This window comes from Nakamurella sp. (assembly GCF_048594475.1).
Taxonomy (GTDB): domain Bacteria; phylum Actinomycetota; class Actinomycetes; order Mycobacteriales; family Nakamurellaceae; genus Nakamurella.
The window spans coordinates 1-11,197 of the sequence record NZ_JBMDXT010000449.1; the positions used below are offsets into that span (position 1 = coordinate 1).

At 72.8% G+C, this 11,197-nt stretch carries 10 protein-coding genes and 1 pseudogene; 1 reads left to right on the top strand and 10 read right to left on the bottom strand.

What is annotated here, in order from left to right; genetic code table 11:
* The 10 genes from ACOJUF_RS20160 to ACOJUF_RS20205 form a co-directional block, all read right to left on the bottom strand.
* Positions 1–1,501, bottom strand: a 1,501-nt coding sequence (locus ACOJUF_RS20160; RefSeq protein WP_420123604.1) for a hypothetical protein, incomplete at its 3' end; no start/stop codon positions are given.
* 58 nt (positions 1,502–1,559) lie between these two features.
* Positions 1,560–4,199 carry an ATP-binding protein gene (locus ACOJUF_RS20165; protein ID WP_420123605.1) on the bottom strand — a complete coding sequence of 880 codons (2,640 nt, stop codon included), beginning with the start codon at positions 4,197–4,199 and terminating at the stop codon, positions 1,560–1,562.
* Entirely contained in the window at positions 4,199–4,570 is a 372-nt protein-coding gene (locus tag ACOJUF_RS20170; protein WP_420123606.1) for a response regulator, read from the bottom strand. Before ACOJUF_RS20170 ends, ACOJUF_RS20165 begins: the two co-directional genes overlap by 1 nt.
* Entirely contained in the window at positions 4,570–4,944 is a 375-nt protein-coding gene (locus ACOJUF_RS20175) for an STAS domain-containing protein (protein ID WP_420123607.1), read from the bottom strand. The genes ACOJUF_RS20170 and ACOJUF_RS20175 overlap by 1 nt, the downstream gene beginning before the upstream one ends.
* The gene (locus tag ACOJUF_RS20180; protein ID WP_420123608.1) at positions 4,941–5,363 is read right to left on the bottom strand and encodes an ATP-binding protein; all 423 of its coding nucleotides are present in this window, start codon (positions 5,361–5,363) and stop codon (positions 4,941–4,943) included. Before ACOJUF_RS20180 ends, ACOJUF_RS20175 begins: the two co-directional genes overlap by 4 nt.
* Positions 5,360–6,739 (bottom strand): PP2C family protein-serine/threonine phosphatase, encoded by a 1,380-nt coding sequence (locus ACOJUF_RS20185; protein ID WP_420123609.1) that lies wholly within the window; start codon positions 6,737–6,739, stop codon positions 5,360–5,362. The genes ACOJUF_RS20180 and ACOJUF_RS20185 overlap by 4 nt, the downstream gene beginning before the upstream one ends.
* Positions 6,736–7,071 (bottom strand): STAS domain-containing protein, encoded by a 336-nt coding sequence (locus ACOJUF_RS20190; protein WP_420123610.1) that lies wholly within the window; start codon positions 7,069–7,071, stop codon positions 6,736–6,738. Before ACOJUF_RS20190 ends, ACOJUF_RS20185 begins: the two co-directional genes overlap by 4 nt.
* On the bottom strand, positions 7,068–7,907 hold the full coding sequence (locus tag ACOJUF_RS20195) for a dolichyl-phosphate beta-glucosyltransferase (protein ID WP_420123611.1): 840 nt from the start codon (positions 7,905–7,907) through the stop codon (positions 7,068–7,070). The genes ACOJUF_RS20190 and ACOJUF_RS20195 overlap by 4 nt, the downstream gene beginning before the upstream one ends.
* Entirely contained in the window at positions 7,904–9,193 is a 1,290-nt protein-coding gene (locus tag ACOJUF_RS20200; RefSeq protein WP_420123612.1) for an oligosaccharide flippase family protein, read from the bottom strand. Before ACOJUF_RS20200 ends, ACOJUF_RS20195 begins: the two co-directional genes overlap by 4 nt.
* Positions 9,190–10,416 carry a glycosyltransferase gene (locus ACOJUF_RS20205; protein WP_420123613.1) on the bottom strand — a complete coding sequence of 409 codons (1,227 nt, stop codon included), beginning with the start codon at positions 10,414–10,416 and terminating at the stop codon, positions 9,190–9,192. Before ACOJUF_RS20205 ends, ACOJUF_RS20200 begins: the two co-directional genes overlap by 4 nt.
* Positions 10,417–10,958: 542 nt before the next feature.
* Here ACOJUF_RS20205 and ACOJUF_RS20210 point away from each other — a divergent pair.
* A pseudogene (locus ACOJUF_RS20210) lies at positions 10,959–11,197 on the top strand (Bax inhibitor-1/YccA family protein); the annotation flags it as partial.

Sequence of the window (11,197 nt, forward strand, 5' to 3'; positions counted from 1 at the left end):
CGGTGGGCCGGGCCCGGCCGGCCGCGCGGGATCTCCGGCGGGCCCGCCGGGGCCCGGCCGGGCGCAGCCACCGGCCGCTGACCAGGTCGATCAGGTAGGCCAGGGTCAGCGACATGACCAGCGGCGCCAGCATGAACAGGATCAGCTGGAACCGGTGCGGGAAGCGCAGGATCTGTACGACGGTCCCGGCCAGCGTCACGATGATGTTGCCGATCGCCGAATGGCTGTCGTTCGCGCTGATCGCCAGTTCGGCCAGGGTCCGGTGGAAGGTGGGGAACCACAGCGGCTCGGCGTACCCGATCGTCGCCCAGAGGGCGAAGACCACGGCGACGAAGATGACGCCGAGCAGCTGGCGGTGCGGCCGGGTCGGGAAGATCCGCCGGCGCACCGGGGGCACCACCAGCGGCACGAACAGCAGCACGGTGTACAGCGCGTTCGGGTAGCGCGGCACCTTGGCCAGGTAGTCGCCGTACAGGATCTTGTCGGTGATGCCGGCCAGGTCCCAGGACAGCTCGTGCAGCCAGGAGACCGACGCGTCGCGGATGAAGTAGTAGTCGCCGGGCACGGTGTCGGTCAGGTTCGAGACGCCGGCCAGGGCCACGTACTTCACGAATAGCGCGTACGGGATCAGAGTGATCGCGGCGTAGAGGATGCCGGCGATGATGATGCGGCCGGTGGTGGTGCCGGTGAACATGTGCCACCAGGCCCGTAGCCGTCGGAACCGGCCGGGCTCGGTGGTGATCTCCTTGATCCGCCGGGGCAGCGTGCGCAGCCAGGCCGGGCCGCCGCGGCGGATCCAGTGCCCGACCTCGCCCAGCAGCAGCGTCACCGCGGTCAGGCCGAAGAACAGGCTGAACAGGATGAGGTAGTGGATGGCCGGGTTCAGCAGGGTGGCGACGCTGGCCAGCACCATCCAGCGCTTCCACCGCCGGCCGGCGAACAGCAGGGCGTAGAGCATCCACAGCGCCGAGACGGTCATCAGGACCAGGCCCAGGACCAGCGTGTAGAAGTGCGTGATCTTGGAATAGACCATGATCAGGTAGATCAGGGTGACCGGGAAGAACGCGGCGAGGTAGATGGCCTGCGAGGACAGCGTGGTGAACACCCGGTCGGCGAACTTGACGACGGTCAGGTACGCGACCACGAACAGGGTGGGAATGACCAGCAGGATCGCGAACGGCAGCACCTGGTAGTACCGCAGCCAGGTGGTCAGGAAGGCGTAGCGGACGCGGAACTCGTAGCCGTTGACCAGTTCGTTGAACTGCCCGGCGGCCTGGTCGAGCAGCTGGCTGTGCCAGTTGAAGAACGGCACCAGCTCGTCCCCGGCGATCACCGCATCGCCGCGCAGCACCGACGGGATGGCGGCGACCACGTCGCGGAAGATGATCAGCGAGCCGGCGTAGTAGACGCCGGCCACGATCAGCGCGATCGTGCGCGGCCGCAGTCCGGCGACGTCCTTGGGTCGCGCCGGGGGCTCCGGCGGCCGGGTGGGTGGCTCCACCGGAGGCCCGTCGGCCGGGTCGTCCGGGGTGGCCGCGCGCGCGGATCGGCGGGCCCCGCTACGCCGAAGGGTGAGCACGCGCGTCCGCCTCGATGCGGGTGATCACCGCGTCGAACTCCCTGCGCAGCGCGGTGACCCGCGCCGGATCGGACCCCGCCGAGTCGGGGGCGAGCTCGATGGCCCGGCAGGCCTCGGCGAGCGCCCCGGCCCCGATCGTCGCGCTCGAGCCCCGCAGCCGGTGCGCCAGGAACCGGACGTCCCCGGCATCGCCCTCGGCCAGGGCGCGCTCCAGGAGCAGCAGATCGTCCGTGCTGCGGAGCCGGAAGGTCCGCAGCACCTCGGCCCGGACCTGCGGCTCGAACTCGACCAGTGCGGCGAACGTGCTGGGCTCGGCCGGGTCCGGGGGGTCGGGGACGGCGGGGCCGTCGACGGCGTCGGGGCCGCCCGGGTCGGCGGGGTCGGCGGGGTCGGCGGGGTCGGCGGGGTCGGCGGGGTCGGCGGGGTCGGCGGGGTCGGCCGGGGCCGGCTGGTCGGACGGTTCGACCGCGGGCGAGGCGATCGCGACGCCCAGCAGCGCCCGCATCAGGTCCTGCGAGGTGAAGGGCTTGGTCACGTAGTCGTCCAGACCGGCGGCCAGGCACTCGTCCCGCACATCGGTCGTGGCGCCCGCGGTGAGGGCGATGATCCGGGGCTGGGCGATCCGGTCGCCGGCGAGCCGGATCAGCCGGGTCGGCTCGAGGCCGTCCATCAGCGGCATGTGCACGTCCATCAGCACCACGTCGAAGCCGCCGGCCAGCACCGCCTCGACGGCGTCCTCGCCGTTGGGCACCGTGGTGACGCGATGGCCCAGCTTCTCGACCAGGCGGGTCGACAGGTACTGGATCATGTGGTTGTCCTCGGCGACCAGCACCTCGAGCGTGCGGGGGGCCGGGGGCGTCGGCTCGCCGCCGGCCGACGCCGTCGTGGGGTCGGCGCCCGGGGCGGGCGGCGACTCCGGCATCGGGATCTCGAACCAGAACCGCGACCCCTCGCCCAGCCGGCTCGTGACCTGCAGCCGCCCGCCCATCAGCTCGATGAGCGACTGGGAGATCGAGAGGCCGAGTCCGGTGCCGCCGTGCTGGCGGGTGGTCGCCTCGTCGGCCTGGGTGAACGGTTCGAACAGCCGGTCCAGCTGGGCGTCACCGATGCCGACGCCGGTGTCCTGGACGGCGAACAGCACCGTGCCGGGCGTCTCGCCCCGGGCGACGGTCAGCCGGACCTCGCCCTCGGTGGTGAACTTGACCGCGTTGCCCAGCAGGTTCACCAGCACCTGTCGGAGCCGGGTGGCGTCGCCGGTCACCAGCTGCGGGCAGCCGGGTTCCAGATCGGCCACCACCGGCAGCTGCTTGCTCTCGGCCGCGAACGAGACGACGGTGACGCTCGGGGTGACCAGGCGGGCCAGGTCGAACTCGCGCCGCTCCAGCTCGACCGCGCCGGCCTCGATCTTGGAGAAGTCCAGGATGTTGGTGATGATCTCCAGCAGCAGCGTGCCGCTCAGCGCGGCCCGCTCCACGTAGGCCCGCTGGGTCGGGTCGAGGTCGGTGTCCAGCAGGAGCTCGTTCATGCCGAGCACGGCGTTGAGCGGGGTCCGGATCTCGTGACTCATGGTGGCCAGGAAGGTGCTCTTGGCCGACGCCGCCTCGACGGCCGCGTCGCGGGCCTGCTGGAGGTTGACGACGAGTTCCGCCTCGCGCCACCGCAGCCGCTCCGCAGTGACCACGGACAGCAGCAGCCGCGCCGTGCCGGCCGCCAGGGCGGCCAGGGCCAGGTACTCGGCCAGCTGGACCTGCCGGGTGAGCTCGTTGATCACCAGCACCAGCAGGGCGGCACCGGAGAACAGCGCCGGCGCGAAGACCACGCCGGAGAAGGTCGCGCGCCGCAGCAGCAGCGGCGCCGGGCGACACCAGGCGGTCAGGGCGATCAGCGTCCACGCGGTCGGGGCGAGCAGGGCGATCGCCGAGCCGCCGATGACCCGTCCGTCCAGGTCGGCCAGCCCCAGCGCGATGCTCCAGAGGACGATCAGCAGGCCCGCGACCAGCGGCAGCCAGAAGGCCGGGGTGGGTCGCCGGTCGATGGCGGCCAGGGCGGCCGCCAGCTGCGCCACCAGGATCAGCGGGGCCGCCAGGTACAGGATCTCCACGATCTGCGCACCGCTGACCTCGCTGTCCGCCGGCAGGGTGGCGACCGCGACCACGGCGGTCAGGGCGAACGCCGCGAGGATCCCGTCGAGGCACTCGGTGATCGACAGCCTGGCCAGCCGGGCCCGCTGGATCAACGCCAGGGCGATCAGCCCGAACCCGGTCACGACGGCGGCGACCTGCCCGGGGCTGGGGGCGCCGTCCAGGACCGCGGTGGTCAACGGCGTGCCGCTGGCCAGCAGGGCGACGGCCACGCCGAGCAGGGCCCAACCCGGCCGGGTGGGCCCGGCCGGCAGGCTGCCCGCCCGCAGCAGCAGCAGGCCGGCGGCGGCGAGGCCGATGATCATCTGGGCGGCCGTCATCCAGGCCGCGACCGGACCGGCCGGGACGGTCGTCGAGAGGACCGCGGCCAGTGCGATCGTGACGAACAGCGCGAGGAACGCGACCCGGACCAACCGTGTCGGGACCGCCACCCGCGGGGCGGCCGGCCGTCCCGGATCGGCCGCGGCCGGCCGGGTCATCAGCTCGCGCTCGGCGGGAACAGCCGGCCCAGGACGGTGCGCAGGGTGTCCGAGCTGACCGGTTTGGTCAGCTGCCCGGCCAGCCGGTCCGCCGTCTCCGGGGGCAGGGTCGAGTGCTCGATGATCCCGGTGATGAGCAGGAACGGGGCCGGCCGCCGGCTCCGCTCGACGGCGTGCAACACATCGACGCCGGTGCCCGACGGCAGCCGGAAGTCGGAGATCACCAGGTCGAAGTCGGCCTCGCCGACCCGGGCGGCGGCCTCCGGGGAGTCGGCCGCCTGCTCCACCGACCAGTCCAGGCCGCGCAGCATGTGGCTCAGGACCAGCCGGGACACGGCGTCGTCGTCCACGACGAGGGCCCGCCGCGCCATCAGGTGCTTCCGGGCGAGCGGTGGTCCAGCATGGTGAAGATCTGGTCGAACTGGGTCAGCCGCAGCACCCGCTGCGCGGCGTCCGCCGCGGGCCGGACGAGCGCGATCGTGCGCCCGTCCCGCAGCCGGTCCTGCCGGGCCCGCACCAGCACGGCCAGCCCGGCGCTGTCCAGGAAGGTGACGTCGGCCAGGTCGAGCACCAGGTGCCGGGCGCCCGCGATGTCGGGCTCGGCCATCCGGGTGCGCGCGGCCATGGCCTCGACCGCGTCGAACCGGCCGGTGAACACGACCGTGGTGCGGTCCGGGGAAGGCTGGTCGACGTGCCACTGCAGCCGCGCCCGGTCGGTGGCGGCTCTGGTCTCGGCTTCGGTCACGGTGACCCCTCCAGATCGATGCGCAGGGCCAGTTCGTTGCCCGCTGCGGTGTGGCGATAGGTCAGGTCGTCGACGAGCGCGCGCACGATCTTCAGGCCGTAGCCGCGCTCCTGGAGCTCGTGGCCGGCCGGATCGGGGACGGCGGCCAGGTCGAAGCCGGGCCCGCCGTCGCGCACCCACACGGTCAGGTCGCGCGGCCCGAGCGCCAGGCTCAGCTCGATGCGGCCGCCGGCCGGCAGGTCGGCGTGGTCGACCACGTTCATGCAGACCTCGTGGACGGCCAGTTCCATCCGGGACATCAGCGCGTCCGCCGCGGCCGGGTCCAGCCCGGCGAGGGCGTCGCGCAGCCACGGGCCGATGGCCCGGGTCGACCGGGCCGTGGGCTCGATGGCCAGGGCTGCGGTGATGACGCCGGTCATGCCGCCGCCCCGCCGTGCTTGAGGACCACCAGGGTCGAATCGTCCGAGGCGGCCCGGCCGGCGGCGAACCCGGCGACGGTGGCGAAGATCGCCTCGCCGATCTGCGCGGCCGGCAGGGTGTGGGACCGGTGGCACAGCTCGCCGAACCGGTCGTAGCCGAACATGGCCTCGTCCGGGTCCTCCTGCTCGACCAGCCCGTCCGTGCCGACCACCAGGCAGTCGTCGCCGCGGAGGGAAAACGTCGCCGGAACCGGCAGCCGGTCCCGCAGGATCCCCATCGGCGGCGTCGACGCGCGGACGAGCCGCGGCCGGCCGTCCTGGACCAGGACGACGGGCGAGTGGCCGGCGTTGACCAGGCAGACCGTGCCGCTGACCTCGTCGATCGAGCCGAGCAGCAGGGTCAGGAAGACGCCCGCCTCGTCCAGGTGGTCGTGCAGCTCGTCCTGGACGCGGGCGAATGCGGCGGTGACCGGCTCGTCCCGGTGGGCGAGGAAGGCGACCCGGCAGGCGGCGACCGCCTTGGTCATCACCATCGCCGCGGGCAGGCCCTTGCCGGCCACGTCGCCGACCGCGAACCAGATCGCCGCGCCGGTGTGCTCGAACACGTAGAAGTCGCCGCCGGTCAACGAGGCCGGTGCGGTTCGGGCGAAGATCTCGACCCGGGCCGACACGGGCGGCCGGGCCACGATGGCCGACTGGGCCAGCGCGGAGGCGAGCTCGTGCTCGCGGGCGACGGCGGCCCTGGTCAGTTCCCGGTGGTAAAGCTCGGCGAAGGCCAGGGCCACGCCGATGGTGGCGTTGATCGCCTCGACCAGCGGCAGGTCGGCGGTGGCGAACCGGTGACCGCGCGGCCGGAAGTAGGCCACATGCCACGCGCCGGCCGTGTCGACGTCCAGGCTGCCGATGATCGCGCCGTCGCCCGCGGCGGTCCGCAGCACGTCGTCCGGGGCATGCGCGACGGCCCGGCGGGCGACCGTGGCCAGGCTCTCCGCGTCCGACAGGTCGCCGGCGCCCGTGGCCACCTCGTCCTCCTTCAACAGCAGCACCGTCGCCGCGCCGGTCAGGTCCAGCGCCCGCCCCAGCAGCCGGCCGATCGCTTCCCGACCGGCGACGTCCCGCAGGTTGACCTGGGTCAACGCCTTGATCGCCAGGAACCGGTCCTGGCTGGCGATCAGGGCCTCGGTCAGCTCGGCCTGGACCGAGGTCAGATCCGCCAGCCCCGAGCGCAGGACGCCCGCCGCCCGGCTCGCGACGGCGCCCGCGGTCGCCGGAACGTGGCTGAGCAGCAGGTCGATGGCGGACTCGGGCGTGGCCGGCACGAGTGGTTCCGCCCGGGTGCGGTGGCCCAACGGCAGCGCCTGGTCGACGGCGGTCACCGGGAGTCCGCCGGGCTGCGGTCGGCGCCCGGCTCGGTCGTGAACAGCGGCGCCAGGTCGGTGATCTCCAGGATCACCCGGACCGGATCGGACAGGTCGACGAGCACGATCTCGCCGCCGACGGCACGCGCCGCCTTCTGCAGCCGCACCAGCTCGGACAGCGCGGTGGAGTCGACGAAGGCCACCTGGGCCAGGTCGACGTGCAGCACCGGGGTCTGCGCGGTGACCAGCGGGTGCACCGTGGTGCGGAAGGCCGGGGCCTCGTGGGCGTCGAACCGGCCGATGAGCTGGACGACCCGCCGCCGCGGTTCCAGATCGGTGCGGATGATCACGGGGGACCTCCAACGGAAGGGACGGGCGGGGTGGTCGGGCGGTCGTGTCCGGCCGGCCGGCCGGGGGCGTACCGGCCGCGCAGGTCGTTGAGGCGGATGCGGGCCAGGTCGCGCACGAACTGCAGGCTGACCTTCGCGGCGTCGACGGTGGAGCCGGGTGCGTCGATCCACTCCACCGGCACCTCGGCCACCCGGAATCCGCGGCGGTGGGCCAGGTACAGGACCTCCAGGTCGAACGAGAAGCCGTCGACGATCTGGGTGGTGAACAACGTCCGCGCCGCGTCCCGGGTGAACAGCTTGAACCCGCACTGGGTGTCGCTGACCGAGATGCCGAAGCCGCGGACCACCGTCTGCAGGCCGCCGCTGAGGACGCGCCGGGTCAGGCTCTTGCCGCTGACCCGGGCCCCGTCCGCGCTGCGCGAGCCCACCACCACGTCGTACCCCTGGCCGCTTAGGCCGGCCAGCCGGTCGTACTGCTCGATCGGCGTCGACTGGTCGGCGTCGGCGAACAGCACCAGGTCACCCTGCGCGGCGAGCACACCCCGGCGCACGGCACTGCCCTTGCCCCGGTTGCGGTCGGCGATCAGCAGCCGCAGGTTCGCGAAGCGCAGGTCCTGGACCAGGGTCCGGGTGGTGTCGGTCGATCCGTCGTCGGCGATGATCAGCTCCCACGGCTCGCCGCGCGCGCTCATGTGGGTGGCGATCGCACCGATCGTCGGCAGGATGCGCCATTCCTCGTTGTAGGCCGGGATCACCACGGACACCACCGGGGGTGATCCGTTCGGCTCGGTCACCCAGTCGCGATAGGCCCGGTAGGCCGACCGTGCGCCGGTCATGGGGCTGCCTCCTGACGGGTGCGGGAGAAGGTGCGGGCCCGGTGCACCAGGGCGCGACCGGCGAGGAAGGCGACCAGTGCGCCCATCGCCACCGCCTGCGCGGCGATCAGCGACGCCATGTCCTGATGCCAGGCCAGCAGCAGGACCATCTGCAGCAGCGCGGCCCCCAGCAGGAACCACGATTCGGTCGTCCGGGCCTGGGAGAGCCGGTGCGCCGCCACCAGGTTGCCGATGGCGAACAACGTCGTGGCCCCGGCGTAGCAGGCCATGGGGACCGACAGGCCGGCGTACGCCGGCCCGAGGACGGCCTCCAGCACCGGGCCGCCGACCCAGAGCGAGGCGGCGGCGCACAGCAGGCCGATGCCGACCACCGCCGCGATCGCCTTGGGCAGCATCCCGGGCACCTCGCGGCCGGCGGCCTGCTGCCGCGCGGCGACCGGGAAGACGACGGTGACCACCGACCAGGTGAGGAAGAAGACGGCCCGGCCGATCAGCGCGACCGCGGCGTAGACGCCGGCGGCGGTCGGGGTCAGGAACGCCTTGGCCACGAAGATGTCGCTGTTGTTGGCGATGATCTGTGCGATCAGCAGTACCGAGACGGACGCGGCGTACGCCCGCACCTCGGCGGGTTTGATGCCCGGGCCGGTCGGGTGGGGTTCGCGGACCCGGGCGGCGACGCGGACGACGGCGAAGGTGACGACGAACGAGGCGGACAGGGCCGCGGTGGCCCCCGGGACCCCACCGCCGAGCAGGACGAACGCCACCCCCAGCCCGATCCGCACGCCGGCCTCGACGACGAAGGACAGGGCCAGCGGGGCGAAGCGCAACCGGGCCTGCAGCACCCCCCGCTCCACCGCCTGGACCAGCCAGAACGGCACGCCCAGGGCGAGGATGGCGAACGGCCACGGCGACGCCGTCTGGAACAGGGCCGACCACCAGGGCGAGCCGAGGGCCAGGACCGCCCCGGACACCAGGCCGGCGAGCAGGGCCAGCCGGCGCAACCGGCGGGCCAGCGCGTCGCCGTCGCCCGGGACGCCCCGCGCGTCCGAGCGGGCGATGAAGCGCGAGGCGACCAGCTGCAGGCACAGCGCGATGGAGGTGAGACTGAAGAGCGTCGTCACCATGAGGTTGGCGTCGGAGAACTCGGCCGGTGTCAGCACCCGGCCCAGGAACAGGCTCAGCAGGTAGTTCGCGCCGTTGGCGACCATCATCGCCGCCGCGAGCACGACACCGCCGCCGGCCAGCTGCCGGCCGGAGGTGACCGGGCCGGTCCGGGACGACGTCATCGCCGTTTCCGGTCGAGCAGGCGTTGGATATGGGCCAGGTGCCATTCGACGACCTCGGACATCGGCACGCCGGCCGCGGCGGCGAAGTTGCGGCGGCCCAGGGCCTCCTGCTTCGCGGGGTCGTCGAGCACCTCGGCCAGCGCCCCGGCCAGGCTCATCGGGTCGCCCGGCGCGAAGTACACCCCGGCGAAGCCCTCCTCCTCGATGATGTCGATCAGGTCGCCGATGCGCGGCAGGACGACCGCCCGGCCGTACTCGCCGGCCTGGTGCAGCACGCCCGAGCTGCCGGTGGTGGAGGTGTACGGGAAGGCGACCACGGCGGCGTCCAGGAACAGGTCCGGCACCTTCTCCTCGGCGATGTAGCCCGGGAACTCCACGTGCGGCACCTGCGCGTAACGGGTCGCCGCGGCGGCCATGTAACCGCTGGAGTTCGGGCTGTCCGAGCCGGCGAGCACCAGGCGCAGATCCCCGTAGCCCCGCCGCAGCAGCTCCCGGTAGGCGTCGACGAGCACGTCGACCGTCTTGTACGTGCCCCACTTGCCGAACGCCATGATCGACCGCCGGCCGGGCGGCACGGCGAAGGACGGGACGGCGACGTCCTCGAAGCTGCCGTGCGGCGCCAGGATCGCGTTCCGCGCCCCGTAGCTCTCGCGCAGGAACTCGACGTACCGCGGGATGGTCAGGGTGACCACGTCGGCCAGCAGCAGGCACCGGGTGAGCAGCCGGCCGGCGAACCGCATGAGCCGGGCGGTGAGCGCGGACCCGGCGAAGCCCGCGTCCCGCATGTCGACGTTGTCGGCGAGGTTGTGCAGGACCAGCAGCGTCGGCACGCGGCAGATCCGCAGGGCGGCGGGGATGAGCAGGCCCAGCGCGCCGGCGATGCGGCGGTCGCCGAAGGTCGCGAACTGCAGGTTGAGCACGACCGCGTCCGGCTTGGTCCGCAGGATCTCGCGGGGCACCCGCACCAGGTTGAGCAGGTCGTTGAACCGCCAGCACGGACGGAACGACACCCCGGGCTGCGGATCCGGCGGCCCGGCCTCGGTCCGGTCGACGTAGGCGACGACCTCGCCGACCTCCGGCAAACGGGCGAAATGGCGGACCAGGTGCAGGCCGAACTCGTTGAGACTGTTACGGCCGGGCGGGAAGGCGGTCACCACCCCGATACGCAACGGTCGGTCGCCGGCCGGTCCCGGCGACCGGCTTCCCCGAACGAGTGCCACCATTCCTCCATGGTCGAGAGGCCGCGAAACTCAAGGGTGCCCCAGACAACCCGAGCGGGATTCATTCGAGTCGGGCTACGTCCGGTTCGGTATCTCTCGTGCCTGGTCAGAATGGTTGCGGACAGCTCACCGGCCGCCCGGCGACACTATTCGCCGCGACCCTGTGGGGTGATCGGAAAAATCGATCGGGGCGCCGGAAATGCGCAGGGAAGCGACGCGAGGCGGGAGTGGCCACCAATGGTGGGATTCTTTATTCGCTCGTTCGGTGGGCGGTGTGATCGCGGGTCGAACCGCCTCCGGTGACCGCTTCGCCCGCTTCCGGCACCCCGGCCCGGGGGCGCGCCGGGGCCCGATCGCGGGACCGCCGGGCCGTCCGTCGGCAACGGTCGGGGACCGTCGGGAGCGGGCCGGCGGCCGGGAACCAATCGAGCAGGACCCGCGTTGAACACCACGGGAGCCCGACTCGTCACCCGACGGTGATCTTCGTCGATTAGGTTTCCCGGCAGTTGGTCACAGATCGTCCCATCGCCTCATCGGAGGGCAGCGTGCAAGGCTCCAGCAATCCCGCCTTCAAGAACATGGAGAAGGTGATCGGCTCGCAGCAGCAGGCGGCACCCAGTGCCCAGTACCTCGACCAGATGTACAACCAGCCTGCGTACCAGGCGCCTGCCCGCGAGCGCTTCCTCACCGTCGACGACGTGGTCACCAAGACCGCCGTCATCCTCGTCCTGGCCGTCGTCGCCGGCTTCGCGACCGCCTGGTTCCAGGCCTACTACCTGGCCCT

Excerpts from the sequence above, each read along its gene's own strand:
- ACOJUF_RS20170 (WP_420123606.1), bottom strand. The coding sequence starts at position 4,570 with ATGGCGCGGCGGGCCCTCGTCGTGGACGACGACGCCGTGTCCCGGCTG.
- ACOJUF_RS20205 (WP_420123613.1), bottom strand. The coding sequence starts at position 10,416 with ATGGTGGCACTCGTTCGGGGAAGCCGGTCGCCGGGACCGGCCGGCGAC.
- ACOJUF_RS20200 (WP_420123612.1), bottom strand. The coding sequence starts at position 9,193 with ATGACGTCGTCCCGGACCGGCCCGGTCACCTCCGGCCGGCAGCTGGCC.
- ACOJUF_RS20180 (WP_420123608.1), bottom strand. The coding sequence starts at position 5,363 with ATGACCGGCGTCATCACCGCAGCCCTGGCCATCGAGCCCACGGCCCGG.
- ACOJUF_RS20195 (WP_420123611.1), bottom strand. The coding sequence starts at position 7,907 with ATGACCGGCGCACGGTCGGCCTACCGGGCCTATCGCGACTGGGTGACC.
- ACOJUF_RS20165 (WP_420123605.1), bottom strand. The coding sequence starts at position 4,199 with ATGACCCGGCCGGCCGCGGCCGATCCGGGACGGCCGGCCGCCCCGCGG.